At 72.2% G+C, this 22275-nt stretch carries 20 protein-coding genes; 9 read left to right on the forward strand and 11 right to left on the reverse strand.

Going from position 1 to position 22275, the window contains the following annotated elements; all coding sequences use genetic code 11:
* Positions 1–81: 81 nt before the first annotated feature.
* On the reverse strand, positions 82–1047 hold the full coding sequence (locus ACJX2R_RS30715; protein ID WP_413102759.1) for a GlxA family transcriptional regulator: 966 nt from the start codon (positions 1045–1047) through the stop codon (positions 82–84).
* Positions 1048–1260: 213 nt separating this feature from the next.
* Between ACJX2R_RS30715 and ACJX2R_RS30720 the strand changes: the two genes are divergently transcribed.
* Entirely contained in the window at positions 1261–2595 is a 1335-nt protein-coding gene (locus tag ACJX2R_RS30720; RefSeq protein ID WP_413102760.1) for an MFS transporter, read from the forward strand.
* Positions 2596–2740: 145 nt separating this feature from the next.
* On the opposite strand, the gene ACJX2R_RS30725 is transcribed toward ACJX2R_RS30720, so the two are convergent.
* The 4 genes from ACJX2R_RS30725 to ACJX2R_RS30740 form a co-directional block, all read right to left on the reverse strand.
* Entirely contained in the window at positions 2741–3376 is a 636-nt protein-coding gene (locus ACJX2R_RS30725; protein WP_413102761.1) for a flavin reductase family protein, read from the reverse strand.
* A gap of 193 nt (positions 3377–3569) precedes the next feature.
* Positions 3570–4385: an enoyl-CoA hydratase/isomerase family protein gene (locus ACJX2R_RS30730; RefSeq protein WP_413102762.1), complete on the reverse strand. Its 816-nt coding sequence runs from the start codon at positions 4383–4385 to the stop codon at positions 3570–3572.
* A 16-nt stretch (positions 4386–4401) separates the two neighbouring features.
* Complete coding sequence (locus ACJX2R_RS30735; protein ID WP_413102763.1) at positions 4402–6651, reverse strand: acetate--CoA ligase family protein; 2250 nt, start codon at positions 6649–6651, stop codon at positions 4402–4404.
* A gap of 205 nt (positions 6652–6856) precedes the next feature.
* On the reverse strand, positions 6857–8011 hold the full coding sequence (locus tag ACJX2R_RS30740; RefSeq protein WP_413102764.1) for a flavin-containing monooxygenase: 1155 nt from the start codon (positions 8009–8011) through the stop codon (positions 6857–6859).
* Positions 8012–8273: 262 nt separating this feature from the next.
* On the opposite strand from ACJX2R_RS30740, the gene ACJX2R_RS30745 reads away from it, so the two are divergent.
* Both ACJX2R_RS30745 and ACJX2R_RS30750 read left to right on the forward strand, forming a co-directional pair.
* A complete protein-coding gene (locus ACJX2R_RS30745) occupies positions 8274–8726 on the forward strand; it encodes a DoxX family protein (protein ID WP_210948436.1) in 453 nt (150 codons plus the stop codon).
* Entirely contained in the window at positions 8723–9196 is a 474-nt protein-coding gene (locus ACJX2R_RS30750) for a Zn-ribbon domain-containing OB-fold protein (RefSeq protein ID WP_413102765.1), read from the forward strand. The genes ACJX2R_RS30745 and ACJX2R_RS30750 overlap by 4 nt, the downstream gene beginning before the upstream one ends.
* Positions 9197–9261: 65 nt before the next feature.
* Here ACJX2R_RS30750 and ACJX2R_RS30755 read toward each other — a convergent pair whose 3' ends face one another.
* Positions 9262–9948: a pyridoxal 5'-phosphate synthase gene (locus ACJX2R_RS30755; RefSeq protein ID WP_413102766.1), complete on the reverse strand. Its 687-nt coding sequence runs from the start codon at positions 9946–9948 to the stop codon at positions 9262–9264.
* 71 nt (positions 9949–10019) lie between these two features.
* Complete coding sequence (locus ACJX2R_RS30760; RefSeq protein ID WP_413102767.1) at positions 10020–11198, reverse strand: thiolase C-terminal domain-containing protein; 1179 nt, start codon at positions 11196–11198, stop codon at positions 10020–10022.
* A 146-nt stretch (positions 11199–11344) separates the two neighbouring features.
* Here ACJX2R_RS30760 and ACJX2R_RS30765 point away from each other — a divergent pair, with 146 nt between their 5' ends.
* Together ACJX2R_RS30765 and ACJX2R_RS30770 are read left to right on the forward strand one after the other, a co-directional pair.
* A complete protein-coding gene (locus tag ACJX2R_RS30765; protein WP_413102768.1) occupies positions 11345–12769 on the forward strand; it encodes an acyl-CoA dehydrogenase family protein in 1425 nt (474 codons plus the stop codon).
* A gap of 7 nt (positions 12770–12776) precedes the next feature.
* On the forward strand, positions 12777–13250 hold the full coding sequence (locus tag ACJX2R_RS30770) for a nitroreductase family deazaflavin-dependent oxidoreductase (RefSeq protein ID WP_413102769.1): 474 nt from the start codon (positions 12777–12779) through the stop codon (positions 13248–13250).
* A gap of 139 nt (positions 13251–13389) precedes the next feature.
* Here ACJX2R_RS30770 and ACJX2R_RS30775 read toward each other — a convergent pair whose 3' ends face one another.
* Positions 13390–14037 (reverse strand): TetR/AcrR family transcriptional regulator, encoded by a 648-nt coding sequence (locus ACJX2R_RS30775; protein WP_262704879.1) that lies wholly within the window; start codon positions 14035–14037, stop codon positions 13390–13392.
* Between the two features lie 461 nt (positions 14038–14498).
* Between ACJX2R_RS30775 and ACJX2R_RS30780 the strand changes: the two genes are divergently transcribed.
* The 4 genes from ACJX2R_RS30780 (at position 14499) to ACJX2R_RS30795 (ending at position 19729) form a co-directional block, all read left to right on the forward strand.
* Positions 14499–15344, forward strand: a complete 846-nt coding sequence (locus tag ACJX2R_RS30780; RefSeq protein WP_413102770.1) for a VOC family protein — start codon at positions 14499–14501, stop codon at positions 15342–15344.
* 230 nt (positions 15345–15574) lie between these two features.
* The gene (locus tag ACJX2R_RS30785; protein WP_413102771.1) at positions 15575–18232 is read left to right on the forward strand and encodes a serine/threonine-protein kinase; all 2658 of its coding nucleotides are present in this window, start codon (positions 15575–15577) and stop codon (positions 18230–18232) included.
* Between the two features lie 213 nt (positions 18233–18445).
* Positions 18446–19045 carry a hypothetical protein gene (locus ACJX2R_RS30790; RefSeq protein ID WP_413102772.1) on the forward strand — a complete coding sequence of 200 codons (600 nt, stop codon included), beginning with the start codon at positions 18446–18448 and terminating at the stop codon, positions 19043–19045.
* A gap of 135 nt (positions 19046–19180) precedes the next feature.
* A complete protein-coding gene (locus tag ACJX2R_RS30795) occupies positions 19181–19729 on the forward strand; it encodes a hypothetical protein (protein WP_413102773.1) in 549 nt (182 codons plus the stop codon).
* 62 nt (positions 19730–19791) lie between these two features.
* On the opposite strand, the gene ACJX2R_RS30800 is transcribed toward ACJX2R_RS30795, so the two are convergent.
* The 3 genes from ACJX2R_RS30800 to ACJX2R_RS30810 are packed head-to-tail and all read right to left on the reverse strand — an operon-like array spanning position 19792 to position 22222.
* A complete protein-coding gene (locus ACJX2R_RS30800) occupies positions 19792–20559 on the reverse strand; it encodes an enoyl-CoA hydratase/isomerase family protein (RefSeq protein ID WP_413102774.1) in 768 nt (255 codons plus the stop codon).
* Positions 20556–21047 (reverse strand): Zn-ribbon domain-containing OB-fold protein, encoded by a 492-nt coding sequence (locus ACJX2R_RS30805; RefSeq protein ID WP_413102775.1) that lies wholly within the window; start codon positions 21045–21047, stop codon positions 20556–20558. The genes ACJX2R_RS30800 and ACJX2R_RS30805 overlap by 4 nt, the downstream gene beginning before the upstream one ends.
* Positions 21048–21055: 8 nt before the next feature.
* The gene (locus tag ACJX2R_RS30810) at positions 21056–22222 is read right to left on the reverse strand and encodes a lipid-transfer protein (RefSeq protein WP_413105978.1); all 1167 of its coding nucleotides are present in this window, start codon (positions 22220–22222) and stop codon (positions 21056–21058) included.
* Positions 22223–22275 lie beyond the last annotated feature (53 nt).

Below are 22275 nucleotides of genomic sequence, written 5' to 3' on the forward strand. Positions count from 1 at the left end.
CGGCGAGGGAGCGGCCGTACGGTTACGCCGCCGTGACGGGCTGAGCGGTCTTTACGCGCGGGGCGCGGGCGTTGAGCGGCCTTACGCGCGGGCGTCGGCGCCGGGAGCCGTACCGGCCTCGGCGCTCGCGCGGAAGGTGCGGCGGTAGGCGGTGGGGGAGACGCCCACGGCCGCCTGGAAGTGCTGGCGCAGGGACGCGGGGGAGCCGAAACCGGCCTCGCGCGTCACCTGGTCCACCGACAGATCGGTGCCCTCCAGGAGATGACGGGCCCGCTCGACCCGCTGCTGGGTCAGCCACTGGCCCGGGCTGACGCCGACCTCCTCACGGAAGCGGCGGGTGAACGTCCGTACACTCATCGACTCCTGGGCGGCCAGCTCCCGCAGCGAGACGGGCCGGTCCAGCCGGCCGAGCGCCCAGGCGCGGGCCGCCGTCGTGGTGGCCTGCTGGGCCTCGGGCAGCGGGCGCGGGATGTACTGGGCCTGGCCGCCGTCGCGATGGGGCGGCACCAGGCTGCGCCGGGCCACGTCGTTGGCGACGGCCGTGCCGTGGTCGCGCCGCACCAGATGCAGACACAGGTCGATGCCCGAGGCGACTCCGGCCGAGGTGAGCACATCGCCGTCGTCCACGAACAGCACGTTCGGATCGACCTTGACGGTCGGGAAGAGGCGCTGGAAGTGGTCGACGCTGGACCAATGGGTGGTGGCCGGACGGCCGTCGAGAATCCCGGCGGCGGCCAGCACGAACGAACCGGTGCAGATGGACACCCAGCGCACGCCCGGCCGGGCATGGGCCAGCGCGGCGCCGAGCGGCTCGGTCATCCGGCCCTCCTCGTGGACCGGGCCGAGTTCGTACGAGGCGGGCACCACGATGGTGTCGGCCTCGGCGAGGATCTCCGGGCCCCGCTCCACGGCGATCGGGAAGTCGGCGTCCGTCGGCACCAGACCGGGCTCGGGGGTGCAGGTGACCACCTCGTACAGCCGCCGGCGGTCGGCGGAGCGGGCCTTGCCGAAGATCCGGTACGGAATGCCCAGCTCGAAGGGGATCACGCCGGGGAGGGCGAGGACGGCGACGCGATGGCGCGCGTCCGCGGGCCAGGGCGGGGAATGGGATGGGGGCTGGGGCTGGGATCGGGGCTGGGGTGGGGACACTTCCGGCCTCCCGTCGTTCGGACACGGCCAGAAAAGGCCATGGCCCGATCCTAGCGAATGCTGTCCCTCGGGCCACTCGTCCGTATCGGCCCCCGGCCCGATGCTGGTCCGGTGACGCAGACGACCGAGCTCTCCGAAGCCCCCGAACAGGACGAACAGCCGGAACAGCCCGCACGGCGGGCCCTCCTACGCCTACCGCATCGCGCCTGGTCGGTCGCCGCCATCGCCTTTGTGACGATCATCGGCGCGGCCGGATTCGCCTCCCTGCCGGGTCTGCTCATCGATCCGCTCCACGAGGAGTTCGGCTGGTCGCGCGGCACGATCGGGTTCGCGGTCTCCGTCAACCTCGCCCTCTATGGGCTCACCGCGCCCTTCGCCGCCGCCCTGATGGATCGCTTCGGCATCCGTAAAGTCGTCGCGGCCGCACTCGTCGTCATCGCGGCCGGTGGCGGCCTTACGGTCTTCATGAGCGAGCCCTGGCAGCTCATCCTGTGCTGGGGTGTGCTGGTCGGCCTCGGCAGCGGCTCCATGGCGCTGGCCTTCGCCGCGACCGTGACCAACCGGTGGTTCGTGGCCCGGCGCGGGCTGGTCACCGGCATCCTTACGGCGGGCGGGGCCTCCGGGCAGCTGATCTTTCTCCCGCTGCTCTCCTGGATCGTCGAACGGCATGAATGGCGGCCCGCCGCGCTCACCGTCTCGGTCGCCGCGCTGGCGATCGTCCCCCTCGTCTGGCTGCTGCTGCGCGACTACCCCTCGGATGTGGGCCTCGCCGCTTACGGCGCCGACGGGCCGCCCGCCCCGCGGCCCGCACCCCGGCGCGGTGCGGCCCGGAGGGCCGTCAAAGCCCTCGCCTCGGCCTCGCGCACCGGCTCCTTCTGGCTGCTCGCGGGCGCCTTCGCGATCTGCGGCGCCTCCACGAACGGCCTCGTCAAGACCCACTTCGTGCCCGCCGCGCATGATCACGGCATGCCGGTGACGGCCGCCGCGAGCCTGCTCGCCGTCATCGGCGTCTTCGACATCGTGGGGACGGTGGCCTCCGGCTGGTTCACCGACCGTTTCGACGCGCGACGGCTGCTGGCCGTGTACTACGCGCTGCGCGGGCTCTCCCTGATGTTCCTGCCGATCCTGCTGGACGACGTGGTCCATCCGCCGATGCTCTTCTTCATCGTCTTCTACGGTCTCGACTGGGTCGCCACCGTGCCGCCGACGATGGCGCTGTGCCGGGAGCAGTACGGAGAGGACAGCGCGATCGTCTTCGGCTGGGTGCTCGCCTCCCACCAGGTGGGGGCCGGAGTCGTGGCCTTCGCGGGCGGCGCGGCGCGGGACGCCTTCGGCTCGTACGACCTGGTCTGGTACGGCGCGGGGGCGCTGTGTGCGATCGCCGCGCTGATGTCGCTGGTCATCCAGCGTGTGCCGGGCGCGAAGGCCGCGTCGGCGACGGTCTAGGGGTGTCGTCCGGCGGATCTTGGCGCCTGCGGCGGGCTCTTTCCCCTACCCGCCCCTTCCCTCAACTGGGGCTCCGCCCCAGACCCCGGAGCCCCTGCCACGCGGCGGAGCCGCATATTGCCTGGGTTTACGCAAACAGGCGGCCTTACGGAGACGCCGTGAACTCCCCGAAGGAGCCGCGGTGGAAGAGCAGTGGCCCCGATCGCGCCGCGGGCTCGTCCGTGCCCAGTGCCCGGACACGGCCCACCACGACCAGATGGTCGCCGCCCGTGTGCACGGTGTGGATCGCGCAGTCGATCCACGCCGGGACGTCCGCGAGCCGCGGTGAGCCGGTGACCGGGGACGCCTCGTAGCGGACGCCCGCGAACTTGTCGGGGCGCCGGGAGCCGCTGACCGCGAAGGAGCGGCACAGCTCGCCCTGGTGCGCGCCCAGGACATTGACGCAGAAGACGCCCGCGCGGGCGATGCGCGGCCAGGTCGTGGAGGTGCGGGCGACCATGAAGGCGACCAGCGGCGGGTCCAGGGACAGCGAGGCGAAGGACTGGCAGGCGAAGCCGGTCGGTCCGTTCTCGTCGACGGTGGCGATCACGGTGACCCCGCTGGCGAAGTGGCCCAGCACATGGCGGAATTCGGCCGGGTCGACCGGGGGCAGCTCATCGTCGCGCACACAGCGCAGCTCCGGCGGGGGCAGCGGGTCGACCGGTCGTACGGAGGCGGTCGGCGAGCCGGCCGCCCGGAGGTAGCGGACGGCGGTGGCGGCCATACCGGCGTGTCCCATCATGGCCCGTCCCCCTTTCTCGCTTGCTCGGGTTTCTCGCTTACTCGGGGTTATGCCTCGCTGTCCCGGGTTCCCTGACAGCGCGGTTCCTCATTGGTCTCAGCGGTCTCCGTGGCCTCAGCAGCCAGTGGTCTCAGCAGCATCAGCGGCCTCCGTGGCCTCGGCGGCCCCGGCAGTCTCCGTGGCCCCGGCAGCATCAGCGGCCTCGGTACCCGGGCGGCCGGCGCTCGATGAACGCGCGGACGCCCTCCTGAGCGTCGGCCGTGGTCATGTTGATCTCCTGCGCCGCCGCCTCGGCGGCGAACGCGGCCGGTCGGTCGGCCTCCAGGGAGGCGTTCACCAGCGCCTTGGTGAGGGCCAGGGCACGGGTGGGCCCCGCGGCGAGGCGCTCGGCCCAGGCGCGGGCGGTCTTGGCCAGATCGTCGTCCGGGACGACCCGGTTGACAAGACCCAGCCGCTCGGCCTCGGCGGCGGGCAGCGCGTCGCCGAAGAACATCAGCTCCTTCGCGCGCTGCGGCCCGATCAGCCGGGGGAGGAGATACGCACCACCCCCGTCGGGGACCAGACCGCGGCGGATGAACACCTCGATGAAGACGGCCGATTCGGCGGCCAGCACCAGATCGCAAGCGAGGGCGAGATGCGCGCCGAGCCCGGCCGCCGTGCCGTTGACGGCGGCGATCACCGGCTTCTCGCAGTCGAGGACGGAGGCGATGAGCCGCTGCGCCCCGCCGCGGATCAGCCGGGCGACATCGCCCGCGACCCGTTCCGCCCCGTCGGACGCGCCGCGCAGATCCGCTCCCGCGCAGAAGCCCTTGCCGGTGGCGGTGAGCACGACGGCCCGGACGGCCGGGTCCGCCGAGGCGTGGTCCAGCAGCGAAATCAGGTGTTCGCGCTGGTCAGGGGTGATGGCATTCATCGCCGCGGGGCGGTTGAGGGTGATCCACGAGACGCCGTTGTCAGTGGTGTGCCGTAGAACGGAGTCACGGGAATCTTCAAGGGGGGCAGAGGTCATGGCAACGCTCCATGCGTCAGCGGCAGATCGCCAGGGCGTCCAGTGCCACGGCACCTTGGCCACGTTCCAGCACCATCAGCGGATTGACGTCCAGTTCGGCGAGGTGGTCCCCGAGCTCCAGGGCCATGCGCTGGACCCGCAGCACGACCTCCACCAGCGCGTCCACATCGGCGGGGGGAGCGCCGCGCACCCCGTCGAGGAGGGCGCGGCCGCGCAGTTCGGCGAGCATGGCGCGCGCCTGGTCCTCGCCGAACGGGGGGACGCGTACGGCGGCGTCACGGAGGACCTCGACGAGCACGCCCCCTATGCCGACGGTCACGGTCGGGCCGAAGAGGGGGTCCTGGCTCATGCCGACCATCATCTCCACCCCGCGCTCGACCATCTGGCAGACCAGCACCCCGTCCAGCTCGACGCCTTCGTAGCGGGCGATGTCGGTGAGCTCCCGATAGGTGTCGCGGACCTGGCTGGCCGAGGTCAGTCCCAGCCGGACCAGCCCCAACTCGGTCTTGTGGGCGAGCTGCGGCGCGGACGCCTTCATGACCACGGGGTAGCCCACCAGACCCGCGGCGCGCACGGCCGCGGCCGCGCTGGTCACCAACTGCTCGCGCGGCACCCGAATGCCGTACGCCCGCAGCAGCTGTTTCGCCGCGTGCTCGCTCAGGCTGTCTCCTGGGCGCAGCAGATCGCGCACCTTGCGAAGGGAGGGGGACGGCGTGCGCGGGGCCTCCTCGAACGGGGAGCGGTAGGAGGCGGTGAAGCGATGGTGCCCCAGATAGGCGCGCACGGCGGTGATGCAGTTGGCGAACGTCCGGAAGGTGGCCACGCGGGAGGAGCCCAGCAGGGTGGTGCGGTAGGCGTCCTCGGTGCCGACCGGCGAGCCCCACACCACGCACACCAGCTTGTCCGTCTGCTCCGCCGCGTCCACCAGATCCTGCGCCAGCTTGTCGCTCATGGGCGGGAAGGGGCCGGTGATCGGGCAGATCAGCACGCCCACGGAGGGATCGGCGAGGATCGCGTCGATGATCTTCCGGCCGCGCCAGTCGCCGACCGGGTGGCCGCCGTTGTCCACCGGGTTGGCGACGCTGAGATCGCCGGGTATCCACTGGTGGAGCTCGGTCTGCTTCTCGGCGGAGAGGGCGGGCAGGGTGAGACCCGCCGCGGTGGCGAGGTCGGAGAAGTGGGCCCCGGTGCCCCCGGAGATCGAATACACCACGACGCCCTCGGCGAGCGGCGGGCGGGCGCGGGCGAGCAGCGCCGCCGTGTCCTGCAACTCGTCCAGGCCGTCCACGCGGATCACGCCGAACTGCCGCATGGCCGCGTCCACCACCGCGTCCGAGCCGGTCAGCTTGCCGGTGTGGGAGGCGGCCATGCGGGCGCCGGTTTCGGTGCGGCCGACCTTCACGGCGACGACGGGCACCTTGGCACGGGCGGCCCGGTCGGCGGCGAGGAGGAAGCCGCGGCCGTCCTTCAGCCCCTCCGCGTACAGGGCGATGGCGCCGACCTCGGGCCGGGTGGCGAAGTAGGAGATGAAGTCGGAGGTCTCCAGATCGGCCTCGTTGCCGGTCGGGGCCCAGTGGCTGAGCCGGATGCCGAGTTCCTGGAGGGTGAAGACCGGGCGGCCCTGGTGGCCTGACTGGGTGATGAGGGCGATGGCGGGGCCGTCGAGGTCGTCGCGGAACTTCTCGAAGGCGTTGAGGTTGGTGTTGGGGCCGAGCAGCCGCAGCCCGGCGCCGCGGGCCGCGGCGGCCAGCCGGGCCTGCGCGGCGGCGCCCTCGGGGCCGGTCTCGGCGAAGCCGGAGGCGAAGACGACGGCGAATCTCACCTTGCTCCCGTCGAGTTCCTCGATCACCGGGAGCGGGTCGCGGACGAGGAGGACGGCGAGGTCGACGGGTTCGGGCAGCGCGGCCACGGACGGTACGCACGGAACGCCGAAGACGGCGGGACGGGAGGGATGCACGGGGTGCAACCGGGCGCCGACGCGTTCGGCCCAGGCCAGGAGCTGGCGGGTGATACCGGTGTTGGGGCGGCCGTCCGCGTCGGAGGCGCCGATGAGGGCCACCGACTCGGGATGGAAGAAGCGGTCCAGATCGGGGACGGCGGACGTCAGCGGGCGCCCGCTGACGTCCACGTCGTCCACGCCTTCGGCGGTCCCGCCCGCCGCGGCCCTGCTGTGGACATGCACGGCGGAGCCGGGGGCCTGACCGCAGGCGACGGCGCGGGCATGACGGGAGTTGGTGGTCAGGGTGCCGTAGGTCGATCCAAGCATCGGTATCCGCCACTCCTGCTCGTTGGCCAATAACCGGGCACGTGACCAGGGGATTCGGCGTCGGCCGCCATAGCAAAACTGACGCCAAGTCACATTACCCAGTAGTCAGGTTACTGAACTGACGGCCTGTCAGGAATGCTCGGGGCGTGAGGAACACGCAGGGTGACGGCGGGGTGGCGGAACCGCGGCTCGCCCCGCCGCGCCGTCATGCCGTCGTGCGGGCGACCGTCTTGGCGATCTTCCGGGCGTCGATGGCCAGCTCGCGCAGCATCCCGCTGATCGGGTTCGTATAGCCCGTGAAGTGCAGTCCCGGCGCGCCCTTCAGGGTCCGTCGGCCGTGCGGGAGGGGGCGGCCACGGTCGTCGAGCACGTTCAGATGGCCGACCAGTTCCTCCAGGCCGCGCCGGTAGCCGGTCGCGGCGATCACCACCTCGGGGCTGATCCTCGAGCCATCGGCCAGGATCACCTTGTCCAGATCGAAGGAGTCCACCGCCGAGACCACTTCCACCCGTCCCGTCCGCACCGCGTCGACCAGCCCCACGTCCTGGACCGGGATCGCGCCCTCCCGTACGCGGGTGTAGAGCCCGGTGTCGGGCCAGGGCAGACCATGCTCGGTCAGATCCGGCATGCTCATCCGGCACATCACCCGGGCCGCCCGGTCCACCGCGCGCCGCGGCAGCCTGCGCACCAGGATGCCGGTGGCCTGTGCGGGCCACCCGGCCGTCGAGCGGCGCAGGATGTGCGGCACGGTGCGGATCGCCAGCCGCACCCGGGCCGCGCCGCCCTCGATCAGATCGACCGCGATCTCGGCGCCGGTGTTGCCGACGCCGACCACCAGGACGTCACGGCCCTCGAAGGGGCGGGCGTTGCGGTAGTGGGCGGCGTGCAGCAGCTCGCCGGTGTAACCGGCGCGGCCCGGCCAGTCCGGCAGCCGTGGGGTGTGGTTGAAGCCGGTCGCGACGACGACCACGGGTGAGGAGAGCGCACGGCCGCCCGTGGCGCGCAGCACCCACTCCGTGTCGTCGGACGACCGGTCGATGCGGGAGACCTCGACACCCGTGACGATGTCCAGCCGGTGGTGCTCGACATAGCGCTCCAGATAGCGCACCACGTCGTCGCGCCCGACCCACCGGCCGTAGGAGCGGGGGATCGGCAGCCCGGGGAGCGCGGAGAGTCTGCGCGTGGTGTGCAGATGCAGCCGGTCGTAGTGGTTCCGCCAGGACGCGGCGACCGCGTCGGACTTCTCCAGGACGACGGCGCGGATCCCGCGGTGGCTGAGCGCGGCAGCGGCGGCGAGTCCGCCCGGTCCACCGCCGATCACATAGACGGGTGAGGACTTCTCGGGGGAGCGGTCGGCCATGCGGGTGAGCGTAGTCGGGTATTTGACGGGTTTCGGTCAAGTGATCCGGTCAAAGTGATTCCGGATGGGTTGCGGAGAGGTCACGGTCGGTCGGCGACCGACCGTCGGTGCCGGACGGTCGGTCGCCGGACGGTCGGTGCCGGACCGTCGGCGCGATGTCCCATCGGTTTCCGTTCCGCCGGTGCGACCCCTTGCGCGGGCCGTGTCCGGCCCATGAAACTGACGTACCGTCAGATTCGCCGGGACGGGAAGGTGGAGGACGATGCGGACGATCGGGCTCGACGGGGCCGAATGGCTCGCCGTACTGCGCATCGGACTCGGCCTGTGGTGGCTGGAGAGCTGGCGGCACAAGGACAAGAAGGACTGGTTCGAGCGCGGCACCGGCATCGGCTGGGCGGTGGGCGTGGCCGCCAAGCACCGCTGGGCGTTCGTCCGCGGCGGCTTCGACGCGGTGGTCACGCCCCGCCCCAAGGTCATGGCGTACGTCGTCGTCTACGCCGAACTCGCCCTCGGCCTCGGGCTGACGCTCGGATTTCTGACCCCCATAGCCCTGATCGGCGCGATCGTGCTCAATCTGCTCTATTTCCTGCTCATGATCCACGACTGGGCCGAGCAGGGGCAGAACTCGATGATGGTGCTGATCTCCGTGGTCGGGCTCTTCGGTATGAGCTGGCAGACCTGGTCGCTCGACGAGGCATGGGGGCTGTTCCTATGAGCCCGACGCTCCCGCCCGCGGGCGCCCCGCGCTTCGACCTGCCCGAGATCGACGCCTTCACCCGCCCCTACTGGGACGCCGCCGCCGAGGGCCGGCTGCTGATCCGGCGCTGCGGCGGGTGTGGCCGGGCCCATCACTACCCGCGCGAGTTCTGCCCTTACTGCTGGAGCGAGAACGTCGCCTGGGAGGCGGCGAGCGGTGCCGCGTCGCTCTATACGTGGTCCGTGGTGCACCGCAATGACCTGCCGCCGTTCGGCGCCCGCGTCCCGTACACCGCCGCCGTCGTCGACCTCGCCGAGGGGCCGCGGATGATGACCGAGCTCATCGAGGTCCCGGAGGATGGCCCGCGGGTGGGGATGCGGCTCAGGGTGGCGTTCCGGGCGGCGGGGGCCGCGGAGGCGGCCGAGGGGGACGTGCCGGTCGAGGGGGACGTGCCGGTCGTTCCTGTCTTCCGGCCCGTGCTTGCTTAGTCGCACGGCATGGCCGCCTTACGGCCGCACTGTTCAACGGTGCACGCCTTAGGGTCGCGCCGCCGCTACGGCCACAGCAGCTCTCGCCGCCAGCCGCCGCGCTCCCCGGGGTCGCGGCGGTAGCGGACCCGTACGTGCCGCCGCAGGGCCTCCTCCTGGTAGAACTCGACCTCGTCGGCATCCAGGACGTACAGGGTCCAGGTGGGGGCGGTCGCGTCCGGTTCGCGTTCGGCCCGTTCGTACGCCGCCTCGAAGACCCGTAGCAGCTCCTCGTAGGAGCCGAGCACCTCGCTCTGCCGTCCGCTCCCGGCCAGCGCCGCCGCGAGCGCCGCGGGGGAGCGGCCGCGCAGATCGGCCGCGCTCTCCTCCGGTCCGGCCTCGCGGACCCGCCCGCTGACGCGCACCTGACGGCCCGAGCGCATCCAGTGGAACGCGAGCGAGGCGTACGGACGCTCGGTCAACTCTCGGCCCTTACGGCTGGTGCGATGGGTGCCGAAGTGCCAGCCGCGCTCGTCGGCGTCGTGCAGCATCACCGTGCGCTGGGACGGGCGGCAGTCGGCGCCCGCGGTGGCCAGAGTCATGGTGTGCGGCCCGGGTTCGCCCGCCTCGGCGGCCTCCCGCAGCCACCGCCGGAAGAGCGGAAGCGGTGCGTCCGGTGCCGTGGCCGGGTCGAAGACGGGCAGTTCGCCCGCATGGGGTACGCGCAGGCCGCGCAGCAGTGCGCGGAATGCCTCATCCACGTTCTCGCTCATCGGCTCCCCATCCGATCACCCGTGAGGGGCCGGGGCAAGCGGGGGCGTACGTACGGCCGGGGGCGGGTCCGTCAGCCGCGGCCCAGGACCACCGTGCCCGCCGAGCAGAACCAGCCCCCCGTGCCCGATGCCACGGCCAGCTCCGGCAGCCGTCCGCCCGCCTTGCGCACCTGGCGCTCCCCGGCCTCGCCGCGCAGCTGACGTACCGCCTCGACCAGCAGGAACAGTCCGCGCATCCCCGGGTGGCAGGCGGAGAGGCCGCCGCCGTCGGTGTTGGTCGGCAGCTCGCCGTCCCGCGTCAGCCGCCCCTTCTCCGCGAACGCCCCGCCCTCGCCCTTGGCGCAGAAGCCGAGATCCTCCAGCGTCACCAGGGTCATATAGGTGAAGGCGTCATAGAGCTCGGCCACGTCGATCTCCGACGGCTGGACGCCCGCCCGCGCGAAGGCCGCCCGGCCGGAGGCCGCGGCCGGGGAGACCGTGAAGTCCTCCCATTCGGACATGGTGGTGTGCGAGACGGCCGTCCCCGAACCCAGCACCCATACCGGGGCCTTCGCCGTGTCCGGTACGTACTCCTCGGCCGCGAGCAGCACCGCGCAGCCGCCGTCCGAGCGGATGCAGCAGTGCAGTTTGGTGAAGGGGTCGGCGATCATCGGGCCGCTCAGGACGTCATCGACCGTGATCGGTTCGCGAAACATCGCGTCCGGGTTGTGTCCGGCGTTGATACGTGCCTGAACGGCGATGTCCGCCAACTGTTCGAGTGTGGTGCCGTACTCATGCATATGGCGGCGCGCGGCCATCGCGTACTTGGCGACCAGCGTATGCCCGTACGGGACCTCGAACTGGAGCGGTCCGCGCGCCCCGAAGGAGAGGTTCGCGGTGCGGCGGCCCGCTCGGATGTCGGCGCGGGCGGTGGACCCGTAGACGAGCAGAACGGCGCGGGCGTGCCCGGCGGCGATCGCGTCCGCCGCGTGCGCCGCCATGACCTCCCAGGTGGAACCGCCGACGGCCGTCGAGTCGGTCCAGGTCGGCCGCAGCCCCAGATACTCGGCCACCTCGACCGGCGCGAGGGTGCCGAGCCCCGCCGAGGCGAGGCCGTCGACGACCGACCGGTCGAGACCGGAGTCGGCGAGGGCCCGGCGGGCGGCCTGGGCGTGGAGGGCGTAGGGGGTGGCCGTGTCGACGCGGCCGCAGTCGGAGAGGGAGACGCCGACGACGGCGACCTTACGGTTGCGCTGCGCTGCGGGCGACATGAATCTGACGGTACATCAGATTTACCGGCGCGGGGAGGAGCGTGATGGGGCGGCAGCGGCTTAGCCGTGGATGGGGTGGGAGGGGTGGGAAAGTCCGGAGCTCGTCCCTAGTATGACGGTCCGTCAGAAAACGGAGGTGCTCGCCGATGGACGCCGCGTTCACCGAGGAACAGGACGAGATCCGCCGTACGCTGCGCACTCTGCTGCGGGAGCGGTGCGGGCCCGACGAGGTCAAGGCGGCGGTCCAGACCGCGCCCGGCTATGACGAGGCCCTGTGGCGGCGGCTCGCCCGGACGCTCGGGCTGCCGGGCCTCGCCCTTTCAGCCGCGTACGGAGGTGTCGGCTGCGGCGTCACCGAGCTGGCGCTGGCCTGTGAGGAGACCGGGCGGGTGCTGCTCCCCTCGCCGCTCCTGGCCACCGCCGTATTCGCCGCGCCCTTGGTCGCCGCGCTGGGGACGGAGGCGCAGCGCGCCGAGTTGTTGCCGCGCATCGCGGACGGTGCCCTTACGGCGGCGCTCGCGGTGCCCGGGCGCGCGCTGCCCGAAGCGATGGGGCTCGTAGGAGCGCGGGACGGCGCGTGGGCTGGTGGGGGGCGCGCGGGGGGTGTCCAGGCGCGCCCGGACCGGGACGGCGGCGCGGGGTGGCGGCTGTACGGGCAGGTGGAGCAGGTGCCGGGCGGGCACAGCGCCGAACTGCTGCTGGTCGCCGCCCGAGCCGGGGGCTATACGCGCGGGCGGACGCTGCTGTTCCTCGTCCGGGCGGGGGCGGACGGCCTGGCCCGCACCCGGCTGACCGCGCTCGACGCGACGCGGCCGCAGGCCCGGATCGAGCTGCGGAACGTCTCGGCCGAGCTGCTGGGGGTGGACGACGGCGGGAGCGGGCGCGGAGAGGCGGTGGCCGAGGCGCTGGCGGCCGTGGGCACGGTGGCCGCGGCCGTGCTCGCCGCCGAGGCCGTGGGGGCGGCGGACGCCGCCCTCACGCGGACGGTCGAGTATGTGCGGGCGCGTGAGCAGTTCGGCCGTCCCATCGGCTCCTTCCAGGCGGTCAAGCACCGGCTGGCGGATGTGTACGTCGCGGTGCAGGCGGCCCGTTCGGCGGCGTACTACGCGGCATGGGCCGCGACCGAGGGCGGTGCGGGCGGTACGGGCAGTGCGGGCGGTAAGGCCGCTACGGAAGCCGCGGTCGCGGGCGGGCTGGCGCTCGCGCAGGCCCTGGAGGCGCAGCGCACGGCGGCGGCCGAGGCGGTGCAGCTGCACGGCGGTATCGGCTTCACCTGGGAGCATGACGCGCATCTCTACTTCAAGCGGGCAGCCTCGGACGAGCTGCTCTTCGGCCCCGTCCACCGGCTGCGGGCCCGGGCCGCGGAACGGGAAGGACTCTTCGGCGCGGCCGATCGCGCTCCTTACGGTGGCCATGAAGGGCGCGGCGGGAGCGGTGGGAGCGGCGGGAGGGGTGGAAGTGGCGGAGCGGCGGTCCCAACGGGGACGGCACCCACGATGGGCCGGACGGGTGCGACGGACCCGACGGCCGGGATGGGCCTGACGGACGCGATGGGCCGCGTAAGGCGGTGACGGTCTGATGGCCGGTTACGGCGTGAGGCTGGTCCGCAAGGTGTCCTCGACCCGCGCCTTCGCCAAGGTCGCGCCCCATGTCATCCCCGCGTTCGACCGCACCGTCCACCGGCTGACCCGTGGCAAGGTGCTGCCGAGCGCGCGGATGCTGCCGGGCGTGATCCTTACGGCGCGCGGCGCGAGGTCGGGGCTTCCCCGCCGTACGCCGCTGGCCTGCATGCCGGAGGACGGCGGTACCTGGATCCTGATCGGCAGCAACTTCGGCCGTCCGGGCCATCCGGTCTGGACCACGAACCTCCTGAAGCACCCGGAAGCGGAGATCAGCTGGCGGGGCCGGGACATCGACGTCCGGGCACGCCTGCTGGAGGGCGCCGAACGCGAGGCGGCCTGGGCCGCGGTCCTCGCCTTCTGGCCGCCCTACGCGACCTACCAGTCCCGGGTGGACCGCGAGATCCGCCTCTTCCGCCTCCAGCGCCGGTGACCGCAAAGGGCCGCGGCGGATCACTGGAGAGTGATCCGCCGCGGCGTGACAGGACGTGCGGGCCCGGCCGGGCAGCCGGCCGGGAGGGGCCGGGAAGGGAGGTCGGGGTAGGGAGGCCGGGGAAGGGGGTGCGGATTCGTTACTTCGGCGGCTTGCGTCCGGTGATGCCGAGGTGGACGAGCCAGGTCAGGCTCGGCCTGAGGTCGGCCTGCTTGACGCCCCAGCTCTGGAAGCCCTTCTGGTGCGCCGCGACCGCCGCCAGCATGGCGACCAGCGAGCCCGCGATGGCACCAGGGTTGAGGTCCCCGTCGATCCGGCCCTTGGCCTGCTGCTCCTTGACGGCGTCCGTCAGGGAGTTGGTGACGGAATTGAGGATCTTCATGCGGATTTTGTAGAACCGCTTGTCACCCTCGGCGGCGCCCAGATCGACCACCCTCAGGATGGCGTCGTGTTTGCGCCAGAAGGAGAGGAACCCCTCGACCAGGTCCTCCGCCGCGGTCGCCCCCGACTTGCCTGCCCATGAGCGGTCGGCGACCAGATCGGTGAGGCTCGCGCCCTCCTTCGCCATCTCCTCGGCGAGCTCGAGGACCGCGCCCTCCACATCGGGGAAGTACTGGTAGAACGTCGCAGGCGAGGTCCCTGCCTTACGTGCGACATCGATGACCTTGACGTCTCGATACGGGGAGGTGCTGAGCATCTCGCCGAGGCAGTCGAGCAGCTTCTGCCGCGTCGCCTGTCCGCGACGACCGGCCACCCGCCCGTCGACTGTGCGTACTTGTCCTGTCATGCCGTCAGCTTACCGAGGGGTGATCGGAGCGCGATTCGGCTGCGTGCAAATGGGGTTAGGGCGGGATGCGGAGGTTTGTGAACCTCGCTGAGCAGGCTGGAATGGCTGATTCCGGCCCCTGTCCACAGTCGTCAAGCCCTCAATCACCGCTCACCCACGCGCGTGAATCGTGTTATCAACAGCCTGTGGATAACAACGGTGGATGACGAGGTCGGATCCGTCTTCGAGCCAAAAGGATTGGCCAAATATTTCGAGTTCCGGGGCGAGCAGACCGGGCGATCCCCCGTTAGCGTGGCAAGTGAGGTGAACGAACCAAGCCGCCCCAAACACATGCCAACCACCTCCAAACGGGCTGTGAGCAAGTTCCGAGGTGAGCGGGCTCCGAGATGAGCGGGCTGCGGAGCGAGCCAGCTCCGAGGCGGGCAAGTCCGAGGACCGAGGGACGCGGGAGGATCCGGGCCATGGCGGCATTCGCGGAAGGCGTGCCCTGCTGGGCGGATGTGCTGCTATCCGACCTCGCGGCGGGCCGGCGCTTCTACGGTGAGCTCTTCGGCTGGACCTTCCAGGAGATCGCCACCGAATACGGCACGTTCACCCGGGCCCTCCTCGGCGGTAAGGACGTCGCGGGGCTGGTGCCCAAGCCGGACGGCCGGATGCCCACCGTCTGGAACATCTACTTCGCCGCCCGGGACGCCGCCGCGACCGCCGTACGGATCCGCGAGGCCGGTGGCCGGGTGATCACCCCGCCGGTGTGGATCGACGAGTTCTGCGTCATGGCGACGGCCGCCGACCCGGGCGGCGCCGTCTTCGGAGTCTGGCAGGCGGGCAGCCACACCGGCTTCGCGCGGCGCGGCACGCCCGGTTCGTACGGCTGGACCGAGGTCCACACGCGTCAGCCGCGCGCCGTGGACGACTTCTACCGGGCGGTCTTCGGCTACGGGATGACGCCCGCCGCACCGCCGTCCGCGGGGCCCGCCACGCCGCCCCCGGGCGCGTCCCCCGCACCGCCCTCCGCCGAGGGCTCACTGGCCGACGTGGTCCTGTGGACGCCGCGCGGAGAGCCCCCGGACCCCCGTCACGCGATCGGCGGACGCGTCGTGATGGGTGAGGAGTACCCGGCCGTTCTGCCCGCCCACTTCCTGACGTACTTTGTGGTGGCGGATTGCGATCAGGCGCTGCGCACGGCCCACAGGCTGGGCGGGCGGGTTCTCAAGACCGCCGAAGATACGCCGTACGGGCGTTTCGCGGTCCTTGTGGACAATCAGGGCGCGGCCTTCGCCGTCATCGACACCTCGACGGCGGGCTGAACTCGGGGCGGATAACCGGGCGATACGGGCCTGTGGGCACTTGGATGGTCCCCGGTCGAACCGGACGGACCCCGGCTCCGTATCGCCCGATGACACGACGATTCGCCCCCGGGTTCGCAACCGCCGCCTTCGCCAGAGAGAATGCAGGATGCGTGCCGCCGGTTGGTTTGTCGGTGAGACGCTGCACGGGGCTGTATTTTTTCAAGCCCCCACGGGGAGGTGGCAGGCAAGTGGTGGAGCAGCTGACGCAGCACGATCCGAGGCGGATCGGCCCTTTCGAGGTGCTCGGACGTCTCGGCGCGGGCGGCATGGGGCTGGTCTATCTGGCCCGCTCGGCATCGGGCCGACGGGTCGCGATCAAGACGGTCCGGACCGAGCTCGCCGAGGACCAGCTGTTCCGTGTCCGATTCACCCGTGAGGTGGAGGCGGCCCGCGCGGTCAGCGGGTTCTACACGGCCGCCGTCGTGGACGCCGATCCGCGCGCCGCGGTGCCGTGGCTGGCCACGGCCTATGTGCCGGCGCCGTCCCTCGAGGAAATCGTCAACGAGTGCGGGCCGATGCCGGCCCAGGCGGTGCGCTGGCTGGCGGCCGGGGTCGCCGAGGCGCTCCAGTCCATCCATGGCGCGGGCCTGGTCCACCGGGACCTGAAGCCGTCCAATGTGCTGGTCGTCGAGGACGGCCCGCGCGTGATCGACTTCGGTATCGCCTCCGGTGTCTCGAACACCCGGCTGACGATGACCAACGTCGCGGTCGGCACCCCCGCTTATATGTCCCCCGAACAGGCGCGCGACTCGCGCAGTGTGACGGGCGCGAGCGACATCTTCTCGCTCGGCTCGACCCTGACCTTCGCGGCCACCGGACACGCGCCCTTCCACGGCGCCAACCCGGTGGAGACCGTGTTCATGCTGCTGCGCGAGGGCCCCGATCTGGCCGGGCTGCCCGACGAGCTGCGGCCGCTGATCGAGTCGTGCATGCAGATGGAGCCCGAGCGGCGGCCGTCCCCGGCCGATCTCCAGTCCCAGCTGGCCCCGCATCTGTTCGCCTCCAACGCCGACGACAGCGGTACGGCCTCGGCCTGGCTGCCGCCCGGCGCCGTCGCGCTCATCGAGCGCAAGCGCAGCGGCCGCAACCAGGTGCGCGGCTCCTCCCGGCCCGCGGCCGGAGGCGGCCGCCCCGGCGGGCACGCCGGAGACGCGGGGAACGCCGGAAGCGCCGCGAGCGCGGGCAGCCGCCCCTCCGCGCCGCTTCCGCCGGAGCGCCCGCCCACGCCGCCGCCCTCGTACTCCCCCGCCGCGGACGGCCATGGCGGGCGGCACGGCGCCGCCCCGGGCGGGCCCGGCGGTCCGAGCGGCTGGGAGCCCGTGGGCGTGGGCGATCCGCGTGGCGGCCTGCGCGCGCCGGAGGCCGCGAGCCCGCCCAGCGCGCTGGGCTCCATCGGGCCCGGGCGGCACGCCGCCCCCTCCGCTGCCCCGTCCGCCGCCGCGGCGCCCGCCCCGGCGCCCGCAGGGGCCGACGGGTCGGTGCGGCTGCCCGGTTCGCAGGTGCCGATCGGCCCGGGGCTCCGGGCCGCCGACGCGCGGGACCCGCAGGCGCAGCACGGCACCGGGCCGGCCACCGGCTGGGTGCGCCCGCCGGCCGGGGTGACGAGCGGAGGGCTGAACGGGGGCGATGGCACGGCCGCCGTCCCGCCGCCGACCCACTCCCCGTCGGCCGAGCCGTCCGAGCCGCCCGGCGGAGCCGGGCACGGCCGCTGGCGCCCGTGGCGGTTCCGCATGTCCAACGACGTATGGGGCACCCCCGCGGTCGCCGGCGAGCTGCTGTACGTGACCTCGTTCGAGGTACACGCGCTGGACGTGGGCACCGGCCGGCGCCAGTTCAAGACCCGCGACGTGGCATGGGCGATGGCCGTGGCGAACGGCCGGATCCACGCCTCCGACGGCCCCACCCTGTACGCGCTGGACGCGGAGGACGGCGCCGAGCGCTGGCGGCTGTCGACCGACGGCTGGGTCTACTCCCTGAAGGTCGACCGCGGCACGGTCGTCACCGGCACGCGCGGCGGTGGCGTCCAGGCGTGGGAGGCGGCCAACGGCGAGCTGCTGTGGGAGATGCAGGGCCTCCAGACCGACTTCGAGACGCCCGAGTCGGGCCCCGCCGTCCACGACGGCACGGTGTATGTGTGGGCGGACGCGCGGCTGCGCGCCCTGGAGGCGCGCACCGGCGCGGAGCGCTGGTCGTATCCGGTGGGCGACGCGGCGTCGTGCGGCGGGGTGCCGCTGCGTCTGCTGGCGGCGCCCGACGGGGTGGTGTACGTCTCGGCGGGCACGCGGGTGCTCGCGCTCGACATCGCCCGCGGGGATGTGCGGTGGCGTTTCGAGGCGCCCGCCGTCTTCCTGTGCGCCCCCGCGTACGCGCCGGGGCCCGCGGTGACCGGCGGCGGCATCTACATCGCCGACTATCTGGGCACGGTGTACGCGCTGGACGCGGCGAACGGCCGCGACCGCTGGCGCATCGCCACCGAGGCCCGGCAGTCGATCGAGCCGGTGCTGGTGGCCGACGGCTCGGTCCATCTGGGCAGCGGCAGCGCGCTCTACACGCTCGACGCGGTCACCGGCACGCCCAAGTGGCGGTTCGCGGCGGGCGGCGAGGTCATCGGCTCGCCGGTGGTCGCCGACGGCCGGGTCCACTTCGGCTCCGCCGACCACTGCCTCTACACGGTGGACGCGGCGGGCGGACAGCTGCGCTGGAAGCTGGCGACCGGCGGCGAGATCACCGGATCCCCGGTGGCCGCCGGGGGCGTGGTGTACGCGTGCAGCAAGGACCGCTGCGTCTACGCGCTGGACGCGGTGAAGGGCACCGGCCAGTCCCGCCCGTCGGGCGGCCGGGCCTGACCGATCCCGGGGCGGCACGGCGAGTGGGCGGCGCGGCGTGGCGGCAGGTCGCAGGCCCGGCGTGGCGTGGCGGCGACGCGCCGGAGGCGGCGGCAGGTTGTAGGCCGTGTCCCTGACAATTGCTGCTACGGTTGCGGGCGTTCATCGACCTCCTGGGAGCCGGGAGGTCGATGGGTAACTCTGCGCGGTCTTCGGGGGAAACGGGGTCTGTGAATGCGGCGTGGTCTACGGCTGGCGGCCGTGCTCACCGTGGTGCTGGTGGCGCTCACCGGGTTCAAGGGGCGTGGCCATGGCCACGGGGGTGGCGGAGGCGGCTGCTCCAGTTCGTCCTCGCACCACTCGTCCGGGTCGGGCTCCGATTCCGATTCCGGTTCTGGTTCCGGTTCCGGCTCGGGTGGTTACTCGGACTCCGACGACGAGAGCTCCACCACCGGTGCGGGCTCCGGCGGCTCGCGCTACCGCGACTACGACGATGACGACTACGGCGACAGCGCCTCCAGCGGTTCCTCGGGCGGCTCGGCGTCGTCCAACGAGCCCCGGGCGTCGGTCGTCAGCTGCGCGGAAAAGGGCAAGGACGCCGAAAAGGGCAAGAGCGGCGGTCCGGCGGCGACCGTGAAGGTGCGCAACCGCTCGGGCACCACCGACACCTACCTGGTGGACATGAACTTCAAGGACCGGGACGGTACGACCCTCACCTCCGGCCGCGCCGATGTACGGGTCCCCGCGGGGAAGACGCGGACCGTAAGGGTGCCGCTCGACGATCCCTCGGTCGTGGGAACCGTAGTGCGGTGTGAGGTCGTCTCCGTGCTCTGAGAGCCGGGACAGGCGCGCTGACATGTGACTTTGGGGTAGCAAAACCCGTTGCTAGGGTGGCGTGCACTTGTCAACCGGCCACGGTTGGCTTGAATATGCCTTTTCAACGGGGGTAATACCATGCAACGCCGCTCCATGCGCATATGCGCTGTCGCCCTGGTCGGGCTCATCGCACTGACCGGCTGCGGAAAGAAGAAGGGCGGCAGCCACGACGGCGGCCTCGGGGGGTTCGTCTCGGGCGGGAGCGGGGGCAACGACAACCCGGTGTCCGGCCCCACCGACCTCCCCAGCGGCATGCCCACCGATCTGCCCAGCGGCGCACCCTCCGATGTGCCGTCCTACGACGCCCCCACGCCCTCCTACACCTACTCCGCGCCGGCCACCTACAACTCGGACGGCACGAACGACATCACCGCCACCGGCTGCGACTACGACGAGTCGACCCGTTCGTTCCAGTACACCCTGAATCTCAGGAACCCCGAGACGCAGTCCATGCACTACTCGATCACCATCGAGTGGGAGGACCAGAACGGCGGCAGCCTGCTGGGCTCCGACTACAAGTCCGTCACCGTGGCGTCCGGCAGCAGCCAGACCCTCAACGCCACCTCCTACCGCACCCTCACCGAGCAGACGTCCTTCACCTGCAAGGTCACCTCGGCGCTCAAGTACCCGAGCTCCACCTGAGGCCCGAGCCGACTGAGGCCCGAGCCGATCAAACCGAGCCGACCGATCCGAGGCGTACGGCCTCACCGGGTACGGAAGCCGGGCGTACGGGCCGCGAAGAGCGCGGCCTGGCGCCCCGGCGGCAGATTGCCCAGCGCGATCAACTGCGGGGCCCGTGCGAGCGCCTGGTCCAGCGCCGCCTCCTTCGCCGCCCATAGCGCCCTTACGGTCCCCTGTACCGCCTCAGTCGGGTACGACGCGATGACCGAGGCGGCACGGATGGCCGCCGTAAGGGCCTCACCGGCCGGGGTGACCTCGCTGACCAGGCCCGTCTCATACGCCCGTCGGGCCGAGAGCCGCTCCGCCGTCCCCATCAGCGCCATCCGCGCGACCTCGCCCATGGGCATCCGCTGCGCCATATAGACGGCCTCATAGGCGCTGACCATCCCATAGCTGGTGTGCGGATCGAAGAAGGTCGCGGTTTCGTCGGCGACGATGAACTCGGCCTCGCCCAGCAGATAGAACGCCCCGCCGCAGGCCATCCCGGCCACCGCCGCGACCACCGGCTTCCACAGGTCGTTCGCCTTGGGCCCGACGGTGCGCAGCGGATCGTCCATCGCGTAGGGCGACGACGGCTGCGCGACCTCCACCGAGCGGTCGATACCGGTGCTGAAGGCCCGGCCGCCCGCGCCGGTGAGGACCACGACCCGGACCGCGTCGTCCCGGCGGAAGCGCCGCCATACGGCGGTCAGTTCCGAGGCCGTCTCCAGGTCCATGGCGTTGTGCCGCTCGGGCCGGTCGAGGGTGACGACCGCGACGCCGTCCTGCTCCACCCGTACGCGGACCGTCATGGCCGCTCCAGCAGCCAGCGCACCACCGTGAGCCCGCCGTCCGTCCCATGGAAGGCGGCCTTCACGGGCGCGCCGACACGGATCCGCTCGGGCGGGACCGAGTTCAGCGCGGCGTCCGCGGAGGCGACCAGATTGCCCACCAGCCGGATGCGCGGAGCGTCCGCGAGCTCCACGAGGACGACGTTGTACGGCGCCTGTGCCGCGTAGGCGGGCAACAGCGGGGGATGGGGCAGCACATACGACCAGATCCGGCCACGGCCGCTCATCTTTTTCCACAGGCTCTCGAAGGACTGGCAGTGAGGGCAGCAGGGCCGGGGCGGAAAGCGCGGTTCGCCGCAGTCGGCGCAGCACTGGACGCGCAGTTCGCCGCGCGCCGCATAGCCGAAGAAGGGTGCCCCGTCGTCGTCGGGCACGGGCGCGAGCAGCCCATCGGCCTCGGCCCCGTCGTCCCCGCCACTCGCGGCCGTCGTCGTTTCCGTCTGTGTCATGCCGTCGCTCAACTCCTCAGCAGCAGGGCCGATGTGGGAACTCCCTCACCCGCCGTGACCAGGCAGGTCGTGGCGCCGGGGACCTGGGCGGTGCCGGTGCCGCGCAGCTGTCTGACCCCCTCGGTGATGAGGTTGAAACCATGGACGTACGCCTCGCTGAGGCCGCCCCCGCCGGTGTTGAGCGGCAGCCGTCCGCCGATCTCCAGCGCGCCCCCTTCGGTGAACGCGGCGCCCTCGCCGCGGGCGCAGAAGCCGTAGCCCTCCAGGGAGAGCGGGATCAGCGGGGTGAAGGCGTCGTAGATCTGCGCGACATCCACGTCCTGCGGACCGAAGTCGGCGGTTTTCCACAGCCGGCGGGCGGCGGTCCAGGAGGGGCCGGTCAGCGGGTCGTCGTTCCAGTAGTTGACCATTCCGTGGTGCTGGGAGGGCAGCCCCTGGGCGGCGGAGTGGACGTACACCGGCCGCTGCCGGCAGTCGCGCGCCCGCTCGGCCGACACCAGCACACAGGCCAGCGCGCCATCGGTCTCGAGGCAGTTGTCGAAGAGGCAGAGCGGTTCGCTGATCCAGCGCGCGGTCATATACATCTCGCGGGTCAGCGGGCGGTCGTACATCATCGCGGCGGGGTTCTGGTTGGCCCGGTTGCGGCAGGCCAGCGCCACATTGAAGAAGTGGTCGCGGGTCGCGCCGTACTCATGCATATAGCGCCGGGCCAGCAGCCCGATCTCATCGGCCGGGCGCAGCAGCCCGTACGGCCGGGTCCACTGGGCCGGGGTGGGCAGCTGCACCTGGGTGTTGGTCCAGGGGCGCGGCCCGCTGCCGCGTTTGCGGGACCGCCAGGCCACCCCGACGCTCGCCTGCCCGGTGGCGATCGCGGCGGCCAGATGCGCGACGGTCGCGCATGAACCGCCGCCCCCGTAGCCGACCTTGCCGAAGAAGGTCACATCCCCGGCGCCGATGGCCTTGGCGATCTCGACCTCGTCGGTCTCCTCCATGGTGTACGAGGCGAAGGCGTCCACCTCGGACGGGGCGATGCCGGCGTCGTCGAGCGCGGCGAGGATCGCCCGGCAGGCGAGGGTCTTCTCGGACTCGGGGAGGCGTTTGGCGAAGGGTGTCTGCCCGATGCCGGCTATCGCCGTCGCGTCCTTCAAGGTCGCCGTCGCCCTTGCCGCCCCCATGGCCACCTCCGTGGTCGCGTTCACCGGTGCTGACAGCGGGGAAGGCTACCGCT

Origin of the sequence: Streptomyces sp. Inha503 (genome assembly GCF_047215865.1) — a bacterium.
GTDB lineage: Bacteria > Actinomycetota > Actinomycetes > Streptomycetales > Streptomycetaceae > Streptomyces > Streptomyces lycopersici.

Bases quoted from the DNA above. Each gene is read 5' to 3' on its own strand.
- ACJX2R_RS30725 (WP_413102761.1), bottom strand. From the start codon at position 3,376: ATGATGGGACACGCCGGTATGGCCGCCACCGCCGTCCGCTACCTCCGG.
- ACJX2R_RS30730 (WP_413102762.1), bottom strand. From the start codon at position 4,385: ATGACCTCTGCCCCCCTTGAAGATTCCCGTGACTCCGTTCTACGGCAC.
- ACJX2R_RS30735 (WP_413102763.1), bottom strand. From the start codon at position 6,651: ATGCTTGGATCGACCTACGGCACCCTGACCACCAACTCCCGTCATGCC.
- ACJX2R_RS30740 (WP_413102764.1), bottom strand. From the start codon at position 8,011: ATGGCCGACCGCTCCCCCGAGAAGTCCTCACCCGTCTATGTGATCGGC.
- ACJX2R_RS30745 (WP_210948436.1), top strand. From the start codon at position 8,274: ATGCGGACGATCGGGCTCGACGGGGCCGAATGGCTCGCCGTACTGCGC.
- ACJX2R_RS30750 (WP_413102765.1), top strand. From the start codon at position 8,723: ATGAGCCCGACGCTCCCGCCCGCGGGCGCCCCGCGCTTCGACCTGCCC.
- ACJX2R_RS30755 (WP_413102766.1), bottom strand. From the start codon at position 9,948: ATGAGCGAGAACGTGGATGAGGCATTCCGCGCACTGCTGCGCGGCCTG.
- ACJX2R_RS30760 (WP_413102767.1), bottom strand. From the start codon at position 11,198: ATGTCGCCCGCAGCGCAGCGCAACCGTAAGGTCGCCGTCGTCGGCGTC.
- ACJX2R_RS30765 (WP_413102768.1), top strand. From the start codon at position 11,345: ATGGACGCCGCGTTCACCGAGGAACAGGACGAGATCCGCCGTACGCTG.
- ACJX2R_RS30770 (WP_413102769.1), top strand. From the start codon at position 12,777: ATGGCCGGTTACGGCGTGAGGCTGGTCCGCAAGGTGTCCTCGACCCGC.
- ACJX2R_RS30775 (WP_262704879.1), bottom strand. From the start codon at position 14,037: ATGACAGGACAAGTACGCACAGTCGACGGGCGGGTGGCCGGTCGTCGC.
- ACJX2R_RS30780 (WP_413102770.1), top strand. From the start codon at position 14,499: ATGGCGGCATTCGCGGAAGGCGTGCCCTGCTGGGCGGATGTGCTGCTA.
- ACJX2R_RS30790 (WP_413102772.1), top strand. From the start codon at position 18,446: ATGCGGCGTGGTCTACGGCTGGCGGCCGTGCTCACCGTGGTGCTGGTG.
- ACJX2R_RS30795 (WP_413102773.1), top strand. From the start codon at position 19,181: ATGCGCATATGCGCTGTCGCCCTGGTCGGGCTCATCGCACTGACCGGC.
- ACJX2R_RS30800 (WP_413102774.1), bottom strand. From the start codon at position 20,559: ATGACGGTCCGCGTACGGGTGGAGCAGGACGGCGTCGCGGTCGTCACC.
- ACJX2R_RS30805 (WP_413102775.1), bottom strand. From the start codon at position 21,047: ATGACACAGACGGAAACGACGACGGCCGCGAGTGGCGGGGACGACGGG.
- ACJX2R_RS30810 (WP_413105978.1), bottom strand. From the start codon at position 22,222: ATGGGGGCGGCAAGGGCGACGGCGACCTTGAAGGACGCGACGGCGATA.